Source organism: Actinomadura craniellae, from assembly GCF_003289645.1.
Classification (GTDB): domain Bacteria; phylum Actinomycetota; class Actinomycetes; order Streptosporangiales; family Streptosporangiaceae; genus Actinomadura_D; species Actinomadura_D craniellae.
The window spans coordinates 584,813-604,290 of sequence record NZ_QLYX01000002.1 but is presented as its reverse complement, the minus strand read 5'-3'; the positions used below and the strand labels follow the sequence as shown (position 1 = coordinate 604,290).

The window sequence follows — 19,478 nt, the reverse complement described above, 5'->3', positions numbered from 1 at the left end:
ACGAGTACGGCGCACATCACCAGAAGGAAGGAGGCCACACCATGGCCACCGACCTGAGGAACAAGACCATCGCCTTCCTGGTCGCCCCCGAGGGCGCGGAGCAGGTCGAACTCACCGAACCCTGGCAGGCGGTCGAGCAGGCGGGCGGACGACCCCGGCTGGTCTCCACCGAACCCGGCCGCGTCCAGGCCTTCGACCACCTCGACAAGGCCGACACCTTCGAGGTCGACACCACGGTCGACGACGTCACCCCGGACGACTTCGACGGCCTCGCCCTGCCCGGCGGCGTCGCCAACCCCGACTTCCTGCGCACGGACCCCAAGGCCGTCGCGTTCGTCAAGGGGTTCTTCACCGCCGGCAAGCCCGTGGCCGTCATCTGCCACGGCCCCTGGACGCTGATCGAGGCCGACGTCGTCCGCGGCCGCACCCTCACCTCCTGGCCCAGCCTCCGGACCGACCTGCGCAACGCGGGCGCCACCTGGGTCGACGAGGAGGTGCACAGCTGCACCGACGGACCCAATACGCTCGTCAGCAGCCGCCGCCCCGACGACCTCAAGGCCTTCTGCCAGGCCGCCGTCGACGCCTTCCGCGGCTGACCTCCGGACCGCTGCGCGGCGGGGCCGACCGGCCCCGCCACGCAGTGAGATGGGTCTAGACCAATGGGTGAATCTTGGCCGACATGCCTGGATAGCGGCTACCTACCCGCCAGTAACTACTTAGTGTTGAACACGTGAACCGTCGAGCGAAAATCGTCAGCACCATCGGCCCCGCCTGCTCCAGCCGCGCCCAGATCCGCGCCCTCGTCGAAGCCGGCATCGACGTCGCCCGCCTCAACATGAGCCACGGCGACCACGCCCAGCACGAGCAGGTCTACCGCTACCTGCGCGAAGCCGCCGACGTCACCGGCCGCGGCGTCGGCATCCTCGCCGACCTCCAGGGCCCCAAGATCAGAATCGGCCGGTTCGCCGAAGGCCCCGTCCGGCTCACCCTCGGCGACGAGTTCACCATCACCACCGACGACGTCCCCGGCACCCGCAAAGAAGTCTCCACCGGCTACCACGGCCTCCCCGGCGACGTCGCCCCCGGCGACACCGTCCTCATCGACGACGGCCGCGTCGCCCTCGAAGTCACCGACGTCGACGGCCCCCGCGTCCACACCAAAGTCCTCGTCGGCGGCATGATCTCCGACAACAAGGGCCTCAACCTCCCCGGCGTCGCCGTCAGCGTCCCCGCCCTCACCGAAAAAGACGAAACCGACCTCCGCTGGGCCCTCCGCCTCGGCGTCGACATGGTCGCCCTCTCCTTCGTCCGCACCCCCGAAGACGCCACCGCCTGCCACCGCATCATGGAAGAAGAAGGCGCCCGCGTCCCCCTCATCGGCAAACTCGAAAAACCCCAAGCCGTCGAACGCCTCCCCGAAATCGTCGCCGCCTTCGACGGCCTCATGGTCGCCCGCGGCGACCTCGGCGTCGAACTCCCCCTCGAACAGGTCCCCATCGTCCAAAAACGCGCCATCGAACTCTGCCGCGAGAAGGCACGACCCGTCATCGTCGCCACCCAGATGCTCGAATCCATGATCTCCGCCCCCCGCCCCACCCGGGCCGAGACCTCCGACGTCGCCAACGCCGTCTTCGACGGCGCCGACGCCGTCATGCTCTCCGGCGAAACCAGCGTCGGCCAGTACCCCATCGAATCCGTCCGCACCATGGGACGCATCGTCCGCGCCGCCGAAGAAGCCCACCTCCAGGCCACCCACTCCCTCTCCCGCGTCCCCGAAACCGTCGGCGGCGCCATCGCCCGCGCCGCCGCCGAAGTCGGCGCCACCGTCAACGCCAAAGCCCTCGTCGCCTTCACCATGTCCGGCGAAACCGCCCGCCGGCTCTCCCGCTACCGCTCACCCATCCCCCTCCTCGCCTTCACCGCCGTGCAGACCACCCGCAGCCGGCTCTCCCTCGTCTGGGGCGTCGAAACCTTCCTCGTCCCCCACGTCGACCACACCGACGAGATGGTCCGCCAGGTCGAACAGGCCCTCCTCGAAATCGGCCGCTGCCAGAAGGGCGACCGCGTCGTCATCGTCGCCGGCTCACCCCCCGGCACCGCCGGCTCCACCAACGCCCTCCGCGTCCACCGCATCGGCGACGCCATCGCCGGCAACCGCCCCTGACCTGCCAGACACCCCGGACCCCCGCGGTCGCACGACCGCGCCCGCGACCGGCCGCGCCGGGAGCCCGGGACCGAAGAGGCGGGTACGCGGTGGAGCGCCCTGCCACCGCGCACCCGCCTCGACGACGGCTCAGTACTTCGGCCCCACGAAACCGTCCAACCGCGCCACCGCGTCCTTCCGCGCCACCGAGATGTTACGGGCGTTGGATCGCTTCCAGGCGATGCCCAGTTCATCGAGCGAATCGGTGAATATTTGTCGGATATCGTCTGATGCGTTGGTGAAGAAGTAGCGCGGGTACTCGTACCAGCGGTCTCCGTCCTTGCAGGGCCGCCTTACCCGGTTGGTCACCCGGCACCCATCCGAATGAATCAGCCCCCGTACCAATTCAGCACGATGCTCGTTGACGATCGGCTGCTGCCAGGGAACGATTTCGATCTTCCGGGCGTGCTTCTTTCCTGGCCCATGTTGGGGGAGCACACAAGGCCAGTGCTTTGAGTACGCGCCCACATTCGTGCATCCGGTACTGCGGCGACGTCCCACTTTAAGGCCTGGCATGACGGCGGATATCGCTTGCTCTGTCATGTCCATGAGGCCTGGCCAGTCGTCACAGCAGGCGATCTCTAGTCGGTAAACATCTGCCCGATGTGTACGAGCGATGTGTCCGTCGCCGAGATAGAGGCCTAACAGGTAGGCGTAGCGGGGAGCGTCCAGTTCGCGGCTGTCGCAGCGTGGGCAGGTGCTCTTATTGCGTTGATCTTCGTGCTCAGGATTGCGTCGTTCACCTCGTCGCCATTTGCGGATGGCGCTCACTGAGACGCCACAGATATAAGCGTTCTCGTGGTCGGGAACACCTTGGCTCGCGAGACGAAGAGCTCGTTCCACGGTTTCTTGGGGGTACATGCGTCGAGTATCTCGCCCGGGTACGACAAAACCGCCACTCAACGTGGAGTGGCGGTTACAGAGTGCCCCGGGTGGGACTCGAACCCACACTGTTCACCTTTTGAGGGTGCTGCCTGTCTGCCGATTGGGCTACCGGGGCATCTTCGGGATGAACCAGATATTCGATTATTGACCAGTAGAAGTTGGACAAGGTCCACCTGGAGAGTCCTAGCTTACCGGGTCCCGGTAGTCTCGTGCGCGTGACGGAGAGCGCTCGACGAGTAGTGATCGCTGAGGACGAGGCTTTGATCCGCCTGGACCTCAAGGAGATGCTGGAAGAGGACGGTTACGCCGTCGTGGGGGAGGCGGGGGACGGTGAGACCGCGGTCAAGCTGGCCACCGAGCTCCGGCCCGATCTGGTGATCCTCGACGTCAAGATGCCGGTCCTGGACGGTATCTCGGCGGCGGAGCGGCTCTCGGCGGAGCGGGTGGCCCCGATCGTGATCCTGACGGCGTTCTCGCAGCGGGAGCTGGTGCGGCGGGCGACCGAGGCGGGTGCGATGGCGTACCTGGTGAAGCCGTTCACGAAGGCCGATCTGGTGCCGGCGATCGAGATGGCGGTGTACCGCTTCCAGGAGATCAGGGCGCTGGAGGCCGAGGTCGGCACCTTGCAGGAGCGGTTGGAGACGCGCAAGGTGGTGGATCGGGCCAAGGGTCTGCTGCAGGTGGCGCACGGGTGGACGGAGCCGGAGGCGTTCCGGTGGATCCAGAAGACGTCGATGGATCGGCGGATGACGATGCGTGCGGTGGCGGAGGCGGTTCTGGCGGGGGGTTCCGAGCGCCCGGGGGAGTGAGCCGGGTGGTCTACGGAGAGTGATCGGGGTTCGGGGGGTTTTCGGGTGCCCGAGGGGTGATCGTCGTTACGTCACCGCAGGTTACGGATGGTGAATCCGGTTTTAATTCGCGGGTCTGATCTGGCTACGGAGCAGTAACGAAGCAGTAACCCTTCTGCTCTGGGGTGCCGATCTAGGCGCAATGATCGGTGTACTACGGACTGGGTCCCCGTGACCGGTTTTCGCGCTACCGCGCGAGTTCCGTCCCCTGGGGATCGTCACTCGTACCCGATCCCAACGGATCAGGATGGAAAGGTTGGGCACCTTGCGGCGCAACATGATGAGGGTTACCGGCGCTGTGGCGCTGAGCGCGGTGCTTGCGCTCGGCGCGTCCGCGTGCGGTGGCGACGACGGCGGTGCCGGCGGCGGCGACAGCGTCACGATCGGCTTCATGGGCGACCTGACCGGGGAGAACTCCGGGATCGTCATTCCGCCCAGCAAGGGCGCTCAGATGGCGATCGACGAGTACAACGCGACGAACCCCAAGGTCAAGATCGTTCTCAAGACCTACGACAGCCAGGGCAAGGGCGAGCAGGCGGTGCCGCTGGCGAAGAACGCGATCACGAAGGACAAGATCGTCGGCCTGATCGGCCCGGCGTTCTCGGGTGAGTCGCAGCAGGTCGCGCCGGTCCTCGAAGAGGGCAAGATCCCGAGTGTGTCGCCGTCGGCGACGAACGTGAAGCTCGGTGACAACAACTGGAAGTACTGGCACCGGATCGTCGCGGACGACGATGTTCAGGGGTCGGGCATCGGTGAGTTCATCGGGGCGACGCTGAAGGCCAAGAAGGTCTTCGTCATCAACGACAACTCCGAGTACGGCAAGCCGCTGGCGGAGAAGCTGGCGCAGACGGTGAAGAACGCCGGTGCGCGGGTGGAGACCGAGTCGATCGACCCTGAGGCGTCGGACTACGCGGCGACGGTGAACAAGGCGAAGGCGTTCGACCCGGACGCGATCTTCTTCGGCGGGTACTACGCCGAGGGCGGCAAGCTGATCAAGCAGCTGCGTGAGGCGGGTGTCGACGCGCGGTTCCTGTCGGCGGACGGTTCGCTGGACCCGGGTCTGATCAAGGGCGCGGGTGGGACGAACGCCGAGGGTTCGCTGGTGGGCTGCGCCTGCCTGATCGACCCGACGGGTACTGCGGGTCCGAAGAGCAAGACCTTCTCTGACGCGTACAAGAAGAAGTTCAACGCGGACACGGCGATCTACTCGGCTGAGGGTTACGACGCGGCGACGGCCTTCATCGAGGCGATCAAGGCCGGTAACACCACGGCGGAGAAGATCAACGAGTTCCTCAAGACGGTCGATGTCCCGGGTGTCTCGAAGCAGATCAAGTTCGGCCCGAATGGTGAGCCGACTGCGACGGACGTCTACATCTACCAGGCCAAGGGGCAGGCGCTGCCGCTGCTGGGCAGCTCCAAGACCGCGAAGGTCGAGGGTTAGTACTCCGTTGCCCGCCTCAAGGTAGCGGCGGGTGATGTCAGGAGAGACGCAGGGGCGGGAGTGTTGCGGCGCTCCCGCCCCTTCGACGAAGGCGACCGATACGTGCTTGATAGTTTTCTGAATCAGTTCTGGCCCGCGACCGTCGATGGTCTGTCGCTGGGCGCAATCTATTCGCTTGTCGCACTCGGGTACACGATGGTGTACGGCGTGCTGCGACTCATCAACTTCGCGCATTCCGAAGTGTTCATGATCGGTACGTTCGCGGCGCTACTGACGGTGGAGCTCACGGGGATCACCTCCCCGCTGGGCACGGTGCCGTTGATCGCGTTCGTTCTGCTGCTGGCCCTAGTGGCGGGGCTGGTGTCGGGCGGTACCGCCGTGGCGCTGGAGTTCGTGGCGTACCGGCCGTTGCGGCGGCGCGGGGCGTCGCGGTTGGCGGCGCTCATCTCGGCGATCGGTGCTTCGCTGTTCTTGCAGCAGCTGTTCGCCCTGGTGGTGATTCCGTGGATGTTCGACCGGCCGAAGGAGGGCGGTCGGCTGCCGGTGCAGTCGGCGGACTTCGTGGAGCCGGTGAACCTGTTCTCGATCGGTCCGATCGACATCCGTAGCGACAAGCTGATCATCTTCGTCGGGGCGATCCTGATGATGGTGGCGCTGGACATGTTCGTGAACCGGACGAAGCTGGGCCGGGGGATCCGGGCGACGGCGCAGGATCCGGAGACGGCGGTGTTGATGGGGGTCAACATCGACCGGATCGTGACGGCGACGTTCATGCTGGGTGGGGCGATGGCGGGTGTGGCCGCGGCCCTGTACCTGATGCGGTTCGAGGAGACCGAGTACTTCGTGGGCTTCCTGCTGGGCATCAAGGCGTTCACCGCCGCGGTGCTGGGCGGTATCGGGAACCTGCGGGGCGCCCTGGCGGGCGGCATGGTGCTCGGCCTGATCGAGATGTACGGTTCGGCGGCGTTCGGCTCCGAGTGGCGGGATGTCATCGCGTTCTCGGTTCTGGTCCTGGTCCTGATGTTCCGTCCCACCGGAATCCTCGGTGAGTCTCTCCAGCAGGCGCGCGCATGAACACAAAGGTTTCGAGTAACAGGAATCCGCTCAAGGGTGTCTCGGATGGCCTGGAGGTGGTCCGGGATCGCTGGGCGCACGCTCCGGGCGCGGCCCGGTGGGCTGTCTACATCCTGCTGATCATCGGTGCGGTGATCCTGCCGTCGGAGACGGTGGGTAACGTGATGTCGCCGCACAGCGACTGGACGACGTTGCTGTTCTTCCCGATCGGCGGGTACATCCTGCTGGCGATCGGGTTGAACGTGGTGGTCGGGCAGGCGGGTCTGCTGGACCTGGGGTACGTGGCGTTCTTCGCGATCGGCGCGTACACGATGGCGATCCTCGGCAAGATGCACGGCTGGAACTTCTGGGAGGTCCTGCCGGTCGGGATCTTCCTGGCGGCCTTGTCGGGGGTGATCCTGGGGGCGCCGACGCTGCGGTTGCGGGGTGACTACCTGGCGATCGTGACGTTGGGCTTCGGTGAGATCATCCGGATCACCGCGCGGAACACCGATTCGATCGGTGGGCCGAACGGGATTTCGGGGATTCCGCACCCGCCGACGCTGTCGGAGTGGGAGTTCCCGGATGTGGAGCCGCTCACTTCGCTGGGTCTGGGCGGGATGGCGCCGCTCAAGTACGGGGCTCTGGACATGCGCCCGTACTACTACCTGATGCTGATCACGATCATCATCGTGATCATCTTCGTGAAGCGGCTGGAGAGCAGCCGGGTGGGCCGGGCGTGGGCGTCGATCCGGGAGGACGAGGACGCGGCCGAGCTGATGGGCGTGCCGACGTTCAAGTTCAAGCTGGCGGCGTTCGCGATCGGCGCGTCGATCGGTGGTGCGGCCGGGGTGTTGTACGGCGCCCAGGCGACGTCGATCATTCCGGCGAACTTCCCGTTCATCGTGTCGGCGATCATTCTGGCGGCGGTGGTGCTGGGTGGTTCGGGCAACCTGCCCGGGGTCATCTTGGGCGCGTTCCTGATCGCGTGGCTGCCGGAGCGTTTCCGGGGCCTGCAGGACTACCGGATCCTGGTGTTCGGTGGTGCGCTGGTGCTGATGATGGCGCTGCGGCCGGAGGGCCTGCTGCCGTCGCGGCGGCGTAAGGCCGAGCTGGCGGAGGGCACGGGCGGCATGGGCAGCCTGGGCGCCGAGGTCGGCGGTCCGACGCCGAGCGTCGCGGACGAGGCGCTGGGCGATGCCCCGGATGACACGCCGGACGACCGGCCGGAGACCGCGGAGGTGGGCAAGTGAGCGACGAGAAGCCCGTGTCCGCGCTGGAACTGCGCGGTATCACGATGCGGTTCGGCGGCGTGGTCGCGATCAACGGCCTGGACCTGGCGCTCCGGGAGGGCGAGATCTTCGCCCTGATCGGGCCGAACGGGGCCGGGAAGACCACGGTGTTCAACGTGATCACCGGGGTGTACAAGCCGACCCAGGGTGAGGTGGTGTTCGGCCTCGCCAAGTCCGCCGGGCGGCCGTTCGGCCTGCCCGGGGGGTCCGGCGGTGAGTCGCCCGGCATGCTGCGGATCAGCGGCCGCAAGCGGTTCCAGGTGACGAAGCTGGGCGTGGCCCGCACGTTCCAGAACGTCCGGCTGTTCCACAACATGACGGCGTTGGAGAACGTCATGGTGGGCGCGGACGCGCATCACCGCACCGGTTTCGTCGGGGCGGCCCTGGGGTTGCCGTGGCACCGGCGCGAGGAGCGCGAGGGCCGGGAGCAGGCGCGGGAGCTGCTGGACTTCGTCGGTGTCGGGCAGCGGCAGGAGGAGATGGCCAAGAACCTGCCCTACGGTGACCAGCGTCGGCTGGAGATCGCCCGGGCGCTGGCCACCGATCCGCGGCTGTTGCTGCTGGACGAGCCGGCGGCGGGCATGAACCCGTCGGAGAAGGAGTCCCTGAGCGAGCTGATCGGGAAGATCCGGGACTCGGGTCGCACGGTGCTGCTGATCGAGCACGACATGAGCCTGGTGATGGGCATCAGCGACCGGGTGGCGGTGATCGACTTCGGTCAGAAGATCGCCGAAGGGCTGCCGGCGGAGGTGCAGAACGACCCGCGGGTCATCGAGGCGTATTTGGGGGCTCCGGCCGATGCTTCTTGAGATTCAGGACATCCACGTCCACTACGGGAAGATTGCTGCGCTCAAGGGCATCACGCTGGAGGTCGACGAGGGCGAGATCGTCACGCTGATCGGCGCCAATGGCGCGGGCAAGACGACGACGCTGAAGACGATCTCCGGGCTGCGGCCGCTGACGTCGGGCCGGGTGCGTTTCAACGGCGACGACATCAGCCGGATGCCGGGGCACAAGCGGGTGCTCGTGGGGATCGGCCAGTCGCCGGAGGGCCGGGGGATCTTCCCTGGCATGACGGTCGAGGACAACCTGTACATGGGCGCGTACGCCCGGAGCGGGGACCTGTCCAAGGAACTGGCGGAGGTGTACGAGCTGTTCCCGCGGCTGGCCGAGCGTAAGACGCAGGCCGGGGGGACGATGTCGGGCGGTGAGCAGCAGATGCTGGCGATCGGGCGGGCGCTGATGGCCCGGCCGAAGGTGCTGCTGCTCGACGAGCCGTCGATGGGGTTGGCGCCCAAGCTCGTCCAGCAGATCTTCTCGATCATCGTGGAGATCAACCGCCGGGGCACGACGGTGCTGCTGGTGGAGCAGAACGCGCAGCAGGCGCTGCAGATCGCGAACCGGGCGTACGTCCTGGAGACCGGTCATGTGGTGAAGTCGGCGCAGGCGCACGCGCTGCTGGACGACCCGGAGGTGCGGGCGGCCTATCTGGGCGGTGGTGCCGGCGGGGAGGCCGCGGTGGCGGCGGCTCCGGCGGAGACCTCCGTTCCGGAGGCGCGGGAGGCTCCTGACGAGGAGTGAGTGAGGAATGACGTGCGGGGCCCGGCCGGCTGACGGCCGGGCCCTGTTCGTTAGCCGAGCCGGACTTCGGCGGGTGGTGGTAGCGCGTCGGCGGGGCTGAAGATCGACGGGGTGCCGTGCAGGCGGACCGCGACGGGCTTGGCGCCGTGGGGGACGTCGTACCACAGGTCGAACTCGATGCGCATGGCGGCGCCGATGTCGAGGGTGGTCGCGGGTTGCCGCTTGATGAGGGTGGACTGGCGGTCGCGGGTGTGCGCGGTGCCGTCCGAGGTGATCAGGAACTGCTTGCGGACGTCGAGGGTTTGGGTGCTGCGGTCGCGGTTCTCGACGACGAGGCGGACGCGGGTGTAGAGGCCGCGGGGCGGTTTGTCGGCGTGGCTGCCGGCGAGGACCTTCATGCCGCCGGTGTAGCCGATCACGGTGAAGGCGAGGAACCCGCTCTGCACGGTTCCGGTGTGGAGGGCTTTCTCGCCGTCGCGGACCTTGCGGGCGGGCAGGTCGTAGGTGGTGGTGGCGGGTGCGTCGTCGCTGCAGGCCGCGGTGGTGGCGGCCAGGAGGATTGCGATGCCGGCGACCGCCGTGAGGGTGCGCATGATCCAATTTAGGTTGCCGGGGCGGCCGCGGTCACCGGCTCCGCCGAATCGCGATCTGATCGCGATTTCGGCGGGCCGTCCCGGGCGGTGTTCAGCCGGCGTCGCGGATCATGCAGGTGAGGCGGGCGGTGCAGACCCGCCGGTCGCGGTCGTCGGTGATGACGATGTCGTAGGTGACGAGGGTGCGGCCGCCGTGGACGCGGGTGGCGACGCCGGTGACGAAGCCGTCGGCGGCGGCGCGGTGGTGGGTGGCGTTGATCTCGATGCCGAGGGCGATCTTGCCGGGTCCGGCGGAGAGGGCGGCGCCGACGGAACCGAGCGATTCGGCGAGGACGCAGGAGGCGCCGCCGTGCAGTAGCCCGAAGGGCTGGGTGTTGCCCTTGACCGGCATCCGGCCGACCATGCGTTCGGCGGAGATCTCCACGAGTTCGACGCCCATGCTGCGGGTGAGATCGCCGTAGGGGTCGATGCCGTACTGGTCGATCAGGGCTTGCCGTTCCTCGTCGGAGGTGTTCGCCGTCACGCTTTCCCCTTCATGGTGGCGGCAGGCCGGGCGACCTGCCGGTAAGTGTCGTAACCGAAGGCTAGGCTCACAGGGTGGCCATGATGGAAGCGACCCCTGACAAGAACCGTCTTCTCCTGCTGGACGGGCATTCCCTGGCATATCGGGCGTTCTTCGCGCTCCCTCTGGAGAACTTCTCGACCGTCACCGGGCAGCCCACCAACGCGGTGTTCGGGTTCACCTCGATGCTGATCAACGTGCTGCGCGACGAGCGGCCCACCCATATCGCGGTGTGCTTCGACCGCTCCGAGCCGACCTTCCGGCACGAGCAGTACGTCGAGTACAAGGCGGGGCGGCGCGAGACGCCCGACGACTTCCGCAGCCAGATGAGCCTGATCTTCGAGGTGCTCGACGTGCTGCGCATCCCGCGGCTGTCGGTGGCGGGCTTCGAGGCCGACGACCTGATCGCGACGCTGGCGACGCAGGGGGCCGGCCTGGGCTACGAGACACTGATCGTCACCGGTGACCGCGACGCCTTCCAGCTCGTCGGCGAGCACGTCACCGTGCTGTACCCGGTCAGGGGCGTTTCCGAGCTGAGCCGGATGGACCCGCCGGCGGTGACCCAGAAGTACGGGGTACCGCCCGAGCGTTACCGCGAGCTGGCCGCGCTGGTCGGTGAGACCAGCGACAACCTACCCGGGGTGCCGGGGGTGGGGCCCAAGACCGCGGCCAAGTGGCTGATCAAGTACGGCGATCTCGACACGCTGGTCGCGCATGTCGACGAGATCAAGGGCAAGGCGGGCGACAACCTGCGCGAGCACCTCGGCGACGTGCTGCGCAACCAGCAGATCAACAAGCTCGACTGCGCGGTGCCGCTGGAGGCGGCCCCGCCGCAGCTGCAGATGGGCCAGTGGGACCGCGAGGCGATCCACACCCTCTTCGACAGCCTGGAGTTCCGGGCGCTGCGCGAGCGGCTGTACGCCAGCCTGTCGGCGGTGCAGCCGGAGGCCGACGAGGGATTCGAGGTCGACCTGACCCTGCCCGGCCCGGGTGAGCTGGCGGCCTGGCTGGCCGAGCACGCCGCGGGGCCCGACCGGGTGGGGGTGGCCGTCACCGGCAGCTGGGGGCGGGGCACCGGTGAGCTGACCGGGGTCGCGCTGGCCAGCAAGAAGGGCCCGGCGGTGCACCTGGACCCGGCGGCGCTGGTGGCCGAGGACGAGCAGGCGCTGGCCGGCTGGCTGGCCGACCCGGCCCGGCCCAAGGCGCTGCACGACGTCAAGGGGCCGGCGCTGGCGTTCGCCGCCCGTGGCCTGACCCTGGCCGGGGTCACCAGCGACACGGCGCTGGCCGCCTACCTGGCGCTGCCCGGACAGCGCACCTTCGACCTGGGTGATCTGGTGCTGCGCTACCTGCGGCGTGAGCTGCGCGGCGAGGCCGACCCCTCGGGGCAGCTCACCCTGGACGGCTCCGGTGAGGAGGAGGTCGCCCGCGACCTGGCGGTGCGGGCCCGTGCGGTGGCCGAGCTGGCCGACGCGCTCGACCGCGACCTGGAGCGGCGCGGTGCGGCGCGGTTGCTGCACGAGGTGGAGCTGCCGCTGGTGCAGGTGCTCGCCGAGATGGAGCGGGCGGGTATCGCGGTCGACGTCGACCACCTGGCGGGGTTGTCGGCGTCTCTGGGCGGTCAGGTCAAGGACGTCGAGCAGCACGCGCACACCGCGGTCGGCCGCGAGTTCAACCTGGGGTCGCCCAAGCAGGTGCAGCAGGTGCTGTTCGACGAGCTGGGGCTGCCCAAGACCAAGCGCACCAAGACCGGGTACACCACCGACTCCGAGGCGCTGACGAACCTGCTGGTGAGTAACGGGCACCCGGTGCTGGAGCACATCCTGCGCTGGCGCGAGGTGGCCAAGCTCAAGAGCATCGTCGACTCGCTGATGCCGATGGTCGACGACGCCGGGCGCATCCACACCACGTTCAACCAGATGATCGCGGCCACCGGCCGGCTGTCGTCCACCGACCCCAACCTGCAGAACATCCCGATCCGTACCGCCGAGGGGCGGCAGATCCGTGAGGCGTTCGTGGTGGGCAAGGGCTATGAGTGCCTGCTCACCGCCGACTACAGCCAGATCGAGCTGCGCATCATGGCGCACCTGTCGGGCGACGAGGCGCTGATCGACGCGTTCACCTCGGGGGCCGACTTCCACACGATCACCGCGGCCCGGGTGTTCGACGTGCCGCCCGAGCAGGTCGACGGCGAGCTGCGCAGCCGCATCAAGGCGATGAACTACGGGCTGGCCTACGGGCTGTCCCCGTTCGGCCTGTCCCAGCAGCTGCGCATCCCGCCGGACGAGGCCCGCGCGCTGATGGAGGAGTACTTCCAGCAGTTCGGCGGGGTCCGCGACTACCTGCAGGACGTGGTCCGGCAGGCCCGGCAGGACGGGTACACCGAGACCATCCTCGGCCGCCGCCGCTACCTGCCCGACCTGAACTCCGACAACCGGCAGCGCCGGGAGATGGCCGAGCGGATGGCGCTGAACGCGCCGATCCAGGGGTCGGCCGCCGACATCATCAAGGTGGCGAGCCTGCGGGTGGACCGGGCGCTGCGCGAGCGCGGGCTGGCCTCGCGGATGCTGCTCCAGGTGCACGACGAACTGGTCTTCGAGGTGGCCCCCGGCGAGCTCGACGAGCTGCAGGCGCTGGCCCGCGAGCAGATGTGCGGCGCCTACGAGCTGCGCGCCCCCCTCGACGTCTCCATGGGCACCGGCCGCACCTGGCAGGACGCCGGCCACTAGCGGCGGCCGGCCCGAAACCGACAACGGAAAGTGATCGGATCGCTTCGGTGTGTGTGACTGGAGAATTACACGATCATGGGGTAGGGGGCTGCTGCGGATCCCCTGATCGGGGTAGAACGTGGGAGATCCTTACAGCACCCGGTCGACCTGGCCGTGCCGCGTTCCGGCATGGCCAGGTCCATGATCGACGGGGGAGTCGTGCCGCATCTGCATAAGCTCGCCGGCATCATGATCGTCTGCGCGTTCGTCGCCGGGCTGTTCCTGGCGCCCGACCGTGAACGCCCGGCCACCCAGGCGGCGGGGTCCGCCCCGGGCGGCCCGGCCGCCGCCAAACCGGCCCGCCCGGCGCCGCGGCCCCCCGCCAAGATCGGCGTGGCGTCGGCCACCGCCAAACGGGTCCGCGCCAACGAGCTGGGCGAGATCCCGGTGCTGATGTACCACCGGATCGTGCCCAAGGTCGAGACGTCGCTCGACCGCACCCCGGCCGAGCTGCGGGCCGAACTGGAGCAACTGGCCAAGGGCGGCTACGTCCCGATCACCGCGGCCGAGTTCGTCTCCGGCCGGTTCAACGTGCCGGCGGGCCGCCATCCGGTGGTGCTGACCTTCGACGACGCCAGCCCCAGCCAGTTCGGGCTGGACGGGCACGGCAACCCCAACCGCGACAGCGCCGTGGCGATCCTGGACGAGGTCGGCAAGCGGCACCCGGGCTTCCGCCCGGTGGCCACCTTCTTCATCAACGCCGAGCCCTTCCAGTTGGCCGAGCGGGCGGGCCCGGGGCTGCGCTGGCTGCGGCAGCGCGGGCACGAGATCGCCAACCACACCTTCACCCATGCGGACCTGTCCCGGCTGTCGCGCGAGAAGGTCGAGGAGGAGATCTCCCGGGTGGAGAGCCTGATCGTGTCCCTGGGCGGCGCGCACGCGACCACCCTGGCCTTCCCGTTCGGGTCGGCCCCCAAGAAGCCCGAGTGGGCGCGCCGCAAGGCGGGCGCCTACGAGTTCCAGGGCCTCTTCCTGGCCGGCTGGCGGCCGTCCCCGTCGCCGTTCAGCACGGACTTCGACCGGACGGCGATCTCCCGGATCCGCTCCAAGGGCAAGATCAAGGAGGGTGACTGCATGAAGTTCTGCTCCACGGCCTGGCTGGAATGGCTGGACAAGAACCCGGGCAAGCGGTACACCTCTGACGGCGACCCGAAGACGATCGCTTTCCCCGCGATGGAGTCCGACCGGTTGCACAAGGGCCTCCTCGCCTGGGGACGCTCGTACTGAGCGGTCGCGCGCCGGGCTCCGGATTGACCCTGCGCGCCTGGTCCAATATGCTGATCGTTGCGCTGTGGGCTTGCGCGCGCTTCAGACGGAGCAGGCTCGCGCTCGGTCAGGTCGGCATCGGTTCAACGGCGAAGTAGTCATTTGCCATCCTCCGGTTCTCGGCAGGGCGGACAGGGGCCCTCCGCGCGAACACCAGACACCTACTATGTCCGTATCCGGAGTCAGTCGACACATGACGAGCAGCACCGAGGCCACCTCGACCACCCCGCAGGTAGCGGTCAACGACATCGGGTCAGAGGAAGCCTTCCTCGCCGCGATTGACGAGACCATCAAGTACTTCAACGACGGCGACATTGTCGAAGGCACCGTCGTCAAGGTCGACCGAGACGAGGTCTTGCTCGACATCGGCTACAAGACCGAGGGCGTCATCCCCTCGCGCGAGCTGTCGATCAAGCACGACGTCGACCCCAACGAGGTCGTCAAGGTCGGAGACCACGTCGAGGCCCTGGTCCTCCAGAAGGAGGACAAGGAAGGTCGGCTGATCCTCTCCAAGAAGCGCGCCCAGTACGAGCGCGCCTGGGGCACGATCGAGAAGATCAAGGACGAGGACGGCATCGTCACCGGTACGGTCATCGAGGTCGTCAAGGGCGGTCTCATCCTCGACATCGGGCTGCGCGGCTTCCTCCCCGCTTCGCTGGTGGAGATGCGCCGGGTCCGCGACCTGCAGCCCTACGTCGGCCGCGAGCTCGAGGCCAAGATCATCGAGCTGGACAAGAACCGCAACAACGTGGTCCTGTCCCGGCGCGCCTGGCTGGAGCAGACCCAGAGCGAGGTCCGCCAGACCTTCCTCAACACCCTGCAGAAGGGCCAGGTCCGCAAGGGCGTCGTCTCCTCGATCGTCAACTTCGGCGCGTTCGTCGACCTCGGCGGCGTCGATGGTCTGGTGCACGTCTCCGAGCTGTCCTGGAAGCACATCGACCACCCCTCCGAGGTCGTCGAGGTCGGCCAGGAGGTCACGGTCGAGGTCCTCGACGTCGACATGGAGCGCGAGCGGGTCTCGCTGTCGCTCAAGGCGACGCAGGAAGACCCCTGGCAGCAGTTCGCCCGCACCCACCAGATCGGCCAGGTCGTGCCCGGCCGGGTCACCAAGCTGGTGCCGTTCGGCGCGTTCGTCCGGGTCGAGGAGGGCATCGAGGGTCTGGTGCACATCTCCGAGCTCGCGGAGCGGCACGTCGAGATCCCCGAGCAGGTCGTCCAGGTCGGCGACGAGATCTTCGTGAAGATCATCGACATCGACCTCGACCGGCGCCGGATCAGCCTCTCGCTCAAGCAGGCCAACGAGAGCGCGGCCGGCATCGACGAGGAGGACTTCGACCCGACCCTCTACGGCATGCCCGCCGAGTACGACGCCGAGGGCAACTACAAGTACCCCGAGGGCTTCGACTCCGAGACCGGCGAGTGGCTCGAGGGCTTCGACGACCAGCGGGAGACCTGGGAGCGGCAGTACGCCGAGGCGCGCACCCGCTTCGACGCCCACCGCAAGCAGGTCGAGGAGGCCCGCAAGGCCGAGGCCGAGGCGGCCGGCGGGGGCGGCGACACGTCGTACTCCGGCGGTGCCGAGCCCGAGGCCGCCTCGGGTGGCGCCCTGGCCTCCGACGAGGCCCTCGCGGCGCTGCGCGAGAAGCTGTCCGGCGGTCAGTGAGCACCTCCGGGTCGCTGCTGACACGGCCGTGACCTGGTGATCGCGGCCGGTCGGTGGCCCTTTTCGAGGGGCCACCGACCGGCCGCGCTCCGTTGCGCGGCGGACCGCCCGCCCACGATCCTGTTCCGAACTGCTCTTCCTCGGGAGCGACAGACTGGTGGCCACCACCGACGTTGGCACGCAGGCCGGAGGCTCGGCCGAAGAGGCCGGACCGACGATCGTCCCCCAGGGTCCCGCGCGGCTCACCCTCATCGCGGTGACCACCGTGGTGCTCGCGCAGACCCTGCGCTTCTCCCTGCCGCTGTTCGACCGGTTCGCCGAGTCCAGCGGCGTGGCGGCCGCCGCGGCGGTCGTGCTGCTGGTCTACCTGGCCGGCCTGCTGGCCCCGGCCGTACGCCGGGCGGCGGGCCCGAAGGGTCTGATCGTCGCCGGTGTGGGCGGGCTGCTCGCGGTCCGGCTGCTCGCGCAGGTGCTGTCACCGCAGCTGTGGTTGGCCTGCCTCGGCACCGCCCTCGCCATGATCGCGATCGCGGCGCTCTACGAGAGCGCCCGCGGGCTGTCCGGGGTCGGCTTCGCCACCGCCGTGGTGGCCGGGCTCGCGGTCGACACCGCGGTGCGGATGACGTTCGCCACCTGGGACCCCGTCTGGCGGTCCGGGATCGGCCCCTGGCTGGTCTGCCTGGCGCTGGTCGGGCTGGGCGCCGCCGCCCTGGTGCGGGAGCTGAGCACCGGCCTGGTGCCGCCGCCCGGCATCTCCTGGCGGGACGCGCTGGGCGCCGCCGCCCTGGGACCGTTCCTGGCGTTGCAGGCGCTGGTGTTCGCCAACCCGGCGTTCGTGGCCTCCTCCGGATGGCGGTCGCTGACCGCCGCCGGAGCGGCCGTCCTGATCGGCCAGGCCCTGGCGCTGGCGTTCCTGGCCTCGGGCGTGGCGGTCCGGGCCGTGCCCGGCGGCGTCGCCGTCCTGGGCGGGACGGTGCTGGGCGTGCTCACCGGGACCGTCGCGGGCACCTACGCGCTCACCGGCTGGCCGGTGCCGGTCATCGCCGTGCTCGGCCAGGTGCTGTCGGCCTGGCTGCTGGCCGTCGCCTGCCGGGCCCCGCTGCGCCGGGCCGGCCGGGGCGGGCCGGTGTGGCGGATCGACGTCGGCGCCGCCCTCGGCGGGTTCCTGATCGCCCTGGTCCTGGTCGCCTACCAGCTGGGCACGGTCGAGACGATCCCGCTGCCCAACAACGTGCTGCCGGGACTGGCCGGAATCGGCCTGGGCGCGCTGGCCGCCATCGCCGCCGCCCGGGGCGGCCCGCTGCCGGCCCGGGCGCCGCTGCGCGCCCTGATCGGCGGGGCGGTGCCCCTGGTGCTGCTGCTGGCGATCGGCGTGTTCAGCCTGACCGTGCCCGAGCACGCCCCCGCGCCGCAGAACCCCGAGGCGCTGCGGGTGGTCACCTACAACATCCACGAGGCCGTCGGGCGCGACGGCAAGCTCGACCCGGCCGCGACCGCCGCGGCCATCGAGGCCGAACGTCCCAACGTGGTGCTGCTCCAGGAGGTGAGCCGGGGGTCGCTGACCTCCGGCACCACCGACCTGGCGGTCTGGTTGTCGCGGCGGCTCGGGATGCGGCTGGTGTGGGGTCCGGCCGCCGACGGCCAGTTCGGCAACGCGATCCTGACCTCCTACCCGGTGCGGTCCTCGGGCGGCGCCCGGATGCCGCGCGGCGACTGGTCCCAGATCCGCGGGTACGTGTGGGCCCGGCTGGCCGTCGGGAACCGCACGGTCGACGTCTGGTCGACCCACCTGGAGGACGGCGCCGACCAGGCCGACGCCCGGGCCAGGGAGATCACGGCCCTGCTCAAGGCATGGGGCGACGCCCCCCGGACGATCATCGCCGGTGACCTGAACGCGGGTCCCGGCAGCCCGGAGCTGGGCCTGCTCACCGACGGCACCGGCCTGCGCAGCGCCGCGATCAGTGCCGACGCGGCCCCGACCACCGCGTCGGGCGAGAAGTACGACTGGGTGCTGGGCACCGACGATCTGCTGTTCTCCGACCACTCGGTGCGCCCCTCCCCGGCCTCCGACCACCACCCGGTCGCGGTCACGGTTCGCTTCGGGCAGTGAACTCCGCCGGACCGGACACCCCGGCTCCCGGTAGAGTCGCGGCGGGGCGGGACCGCCCGCCGGCAGGGAGCGGAGCGACCGATGAGCGCTGAGCCCGTACTGATCGAGCAGGCCGGCCCGGCCGACGCGGGAGAGATCCTCACCGTGCAGCGGGCCGCGTACCTCACCGAGGCCCAGCTGTACGGCGACCCGTTCATCCCGCCGCTGGTGGAGTCCTGCGACCAGGTGCGCCAGGCGATCTCCGGTGCGGCGCTAGTGCTCAAGGCGACGGCCGGGCAGCGCCTCGTGGGCGCGGTGCGCGCCCGGCTGAGCGAGCGGACGTGCCTGATCGGCCGCCTCTCGGTGGTTCCCGACCGGCAGGGCCAGGGGATCGGCCGGCGGCTGATGGAGGCCGTGGAGGAGCGGGTGTCCGGGCGGGTCGACGCGTGCGTGCTGTTCACCGGCCACCTCAGCGACGGCAACCTCCGGCTCTGCCGGCGGCTCGGGTACACCGAGACGCACCGGGAGCGGGTCGCCGCCCACCTCACCCTCGTGCACATGCGTAAACCCCTGGTGCAACCCGCCCGGTCCGCTGGGGCCGGACGTCAGTAGGCTGGTTCGCGTGCTGCGCGTGGGTTTGACCGGTGGGATCGGGTCCGGCAAGAGCGAGGTGTCCCGGCGGTTCGTCGCCCGGGGCGCCGTCCTCATCGACTCCGACCAGATGGCCCGGGAGGTGGTCGAGCCGGGCACTCCCGGGCTGGCCGCGATCGTGGCCGAGTTCGGCGAGGGTGTGCTGCTGCCCGACGGGTGGCTCGACCGGCCCGCCCTGGGAAAGATCGTGTTCTCCGATCCGGAGCGGCTGGCGAAGCTGAACGCCATCACCCACCCGCTGGTCGGGAAGCGGTCGGAGGAGCTGCTGGCCGCGGCCCCGCCGGACGCGATCGTGGTGTTCGACGTCCCGCTGCTGGCCGAGAACGGGCTGGCGCCGGTGTACGCCGTGGTCGTGGTGGTCGACGTTCCGGTGGAGACGCAACTGGAGCGGCTGGTGTCCCGGCGCGGGATGCCCGAGGAGGACGCGCGAGCCCGGATCGCCGCCCAGGCCACCCGGGAGCAGCGGCTGGCGATCGCCGACCATGTGATCGACAACTCGGGTTCGCTGGATGACCTCGACACCCGTGTCGAGGAGGTCTGGGCGAAGCTGGTCGCACAGGCCACCGGCTGAGAGGGGTCATCG

General features: G+C 69.3%; 17 protein-coding genes and 1 tRNA gene. 14 read left to right on the top strand and 4 right to left on the bottom strand.

Annotation, left to right across the window (positions count from 1 at the left end; translation table 11 throughout):
- Positions 1–41: 41 nt before the first annotated feature.
- Entirely contained in the window at positions 42–596 is a 555-nt protein-coding gene (locus tag DPM19_RS06290) for a type 1 glutamine amidotransferase domain-containing protein (RefSeq protein ID WP_111863809.1), read from the top strand.
- Between the two features lie 134 nt (positions 597–730).
- Positions 731–2,164: a pyruvate kinase gene (pyk, locus tag DPM19_RS06285; protein ID WP_111863808.1), complete on the top strand. Its 1,434-nt coding sequence runs from the start codon at positions 731–733 to the stop codon at positions 2,162–2,164.
- A gap of 129 nt (positions 2,165–2,293) precedes the next feature.
- On the opposite strand, the gene DPM19_RS06280 is transcribed toward pyk, so the two are convergent.
- Together DPM19_RS06280 and DPM19_RS06275 are read right to left on the bottom strand one after the other, a co-directional pair.
- Positions 2,294–3,064: a helix-turn-helix domain-containing protein gene (locus DPM19_RS06280; RefSeq protein WP_111863807.1), complete on the bottom strand. Its 771-nt coding sequence runs from the start codon at positions 3,062–3,064 to the stop codon at positions 2,294–2,296.
- Between the two features lie 63 nt (positions 3,065–3,127).
- A tRNA-Leu gene (locus DPM19_RS06275) sits at positions 3,128–3,203 on the bottom strand.
- A gap of 94 nt (positions 3,204–3,297) precedes the next feature.
- Between DPM19_RS06275 and DPM19_RS06270 the strand changes: the two genes are divergently transcribed.
- The 6 genes from DPM19_RS06270 (at position 3,298) to DPM19_RS06245 (ending at position 9,303) form a co-directional block, all read left to right on the top strand.
- Positions 3,298–3,897, top strand: a complete 600-nt coding sequence (locus tag DPM19_RS06270) for an ANTAR domain-containing response regulator (RefSeq protein ID WP_233509880.1) — start codon at positions 3,298–3,300, stop codon at positions 3,895–3,897.
- Positions 3,898–4,192: 295 nt separating this feature from the next.
- Complete coding sequence (locus DPM19_RS06265; RefSeq protein WP_233509877.1) at positions 4,193–5,377, top strand: branched-chain amino acid ABC transporter substrate-binding protein; 1,185 nt, start codon at positions 4,193–4,195, stop codon at positions 5,375–5,377.
- Between the two features lie 60 nt (positions 5,378–5,437).
- Positions 5,438–6,451: a branched-chain amino acid ABC transporter permease gene (locus DPM19_RS06260; protein ID WP_456049238.1), complete on the top strand. Its 1,014-nt coding sequence runs from the start codon at positions 5,438–5,440 to the stop codon at positions 6,449–6,451.
- A complete protein-coding gene (locus tag DPM19_RS06255; RefSeq protein WP_111863805.1) occupies positions 6,448–7,683 on the top strand; it encodes an ABC transporter permease subunit in 1,236 nt (411 codons plus the stop codon). Before DPM19_RS06260 ends, DPM19_RS06255 begins: the two co-directional genes overlap by 4 nt.
- Positions 7,684–7,727: 44 nt before the next feature.
- Positions 7,728–8,531, top strand: coding sequence for an ABC transporter ATP-binding protein (locus DPM19_RS06250; RefSeq protein WP_111863946.1), 804 nt, complete (start codon positions 7,728–7,730; stop codon positions 8,529–8,531).
- A complete protein-coding gene (locus DPM19_RS06245) occupies positions 8,521–9,303 on the top strand; it encodes an ABC transporter ATP-binding protein (RefSeq protein WP_111863804.1) in 783 nt (260 codons plus the stop codon). The genes DPM19_RS06250 and DPM19_RS06245 overlap by 11 nt, the downstream gene beginning before the upstream one ends.
- A 50-nt stretch (positions 9,304–9,353) precedes the next feature.
- Here the strand turns inward: DPM19_RS06245 and DPM19_RS06240 are convergent, their stop codons facing one another.
- On the bottom strand, positions 9,354–9,896 hold the full coding sequence (locus DPM19_RS06240) for a DUF4352 domain-containing protein (RefSeq protein WP_111863803.1): 543 nt from the start codon (positions 9,894–9,896) through the stop codon (positions 9,354–9,356).
- Positions 9,897–9,987: 91 nt separating this feature from the next.
- The gene (locus DPM19_RS06235; protein ID WP_233509937.1) at positions 9,988–10,383 is read right to left on the bottom strand and encodes a PaaI family thioesterase; all 396 of its coding nucleotides are present in this window, start codon (positions 10,381–10,383) and stop codon (positions 9,988–9,990) included.
- 116 nt (positions 10,384–10,499) lie between these two features.
- On the opposite strand from DPM19_RS06235, the gene polA reads away from it, so the two are divergent.
- The 6 genes from polA (at position 10,500) to coaE (ending at position 19,466) form a co-directional block, all read left to right on the top strand.
- Complete coding sequence (gene polA / locus DPM19_RS06230; protein WP_111863802.1) at positions 10,500–13,187, top strand: DNA polymerase I; 2,688 nt, start codon at positions 10,500–10,502, stop codon at positions 13,185–13,187.
- Positions 13,188–13,385: 198 nt separating this feature from the next.
- On the top strand, positions 13,386–14,453 hold the full coding sequence (locus DPM19_RS06225) for a polysaccharide deacetylase family protein (RefSeq protein WP_111863944.1): 1,068 nt from the start codon (positions 13,386–13,388) through the stop codon (positions 14,451–14,453).
- A gap of 232 nt (positions 14,454–14,685) precedes the next feature.
- Complete coding sequence (gene rpsA, locus DPM19_RS06220; RefSeq protein ID WP_111863801.1) at positions 14,686–16,155, top strand: 30S ribosomal protein S1; 1,470 nt, start codon at positions 14,686–14,688, stop codon at positions 16,153–16,155.
- Positions 16,156–16,312: 157 nt separating this feature from the next.
- Positions 16,313–18,265: an endonuclease/exonuclease/phosphatase family protein gene (locus DPM19_RS06215; RefSeq protein WP_111863800.1), complete on the top strand. Its 1,953-nt coding sequence runs from the start codon at positions 16,313–16,315 to the stop codon at positions 18,263–18,265.
- 81 nt (positions 18,266–18,346) lie between these two features.
- Complete coding sequence (locus DPM19_RS06210) at positions 18,347–18,856, top strand: GNAT family N-acetyltransferase (protein WP_111863799.1); 510 nt, start codon at positions 18,347–18,349, stop codon at positions 18,854–18,856.
- 10 nt (positions 18,857–18,866) lie between these two features.
- A complete protein-coding gene (gene coaE / locus DPM19_RS06205; protein WP_111863798.1) occupies positions 18,867–19,466 on the top strand; it encodes a dephospho-CoA kinase in 600 nt (199 codons plus the stop codon).
- The last annotated feature ends 12 nt before the right edge of the window (positions 19,467–19,478 follow it).

Bases quoted from the DNA above. Each gene is read 5' to 3' on its own strand.
- DPM19_RS06290 (WP_111863809.1), top strand. From the start codon at position 42: ATGGCCACCGACCTGAGGAACAAGACCATCGCCTTCCTGGTCGCCCCC.
- DPM19_RS06280 (WP_111863807.1), bottom strand. From the start codon at position 3,064: ATGTACCCCCAAGAAACCGTGGAACGAGCTCTTCGTCTCGCGAGCCAA.
- DPM19_RS06255 (WP_111863805.1), top strand. From the start codon at position 6,448: ATGAACACAAAGGTTTCGAGTAACAGGAATCCGCTCAAGGGTGTCTCG.
- DPM19_RS06250 (WP_111863946.1), top strand. From the start codon at position 7,728: ATGCGGTTCGGCGGCGTGGTCGCGATCAACGGCCTGGACCTGGCGCTC.
- DPM19_RS06245 (WP_111863804.1), top strand. From the start codon at position 8,521: ATGCTTCTTGAGATTCAGGACATCCACGTCCACTACGGGAAGATTGCT.
- DPM19_RS06240 (WP_111863803.1), bottom strand. From the start codon at position 9,896: ATGCGCACCCTCACGGCGGTCGCCGGCATCGCAATCCTCCTGGCCGCC.
- polA (WP_111863802.1), top strand. From the start codon at position 10,500: ATGATGGAAGCGACCCCTGACAAGAACCGTCTTCTCCTGCTGGACGGG.
- rpsA (WP_111863801.1), top strand. From the start codon at position 14,686: ATGACGAGCAGCACCGAGGCCACCTCGACCACCCCGCAGGTAGCGGTC.
- DPM19_RS06210 (WP_111863799.1), top strand. From the start codon at position 18,347: ATGAGCGCTGAGCCCGTACTGATCGAGCAGGCCGGCCCGGCCGACGCG.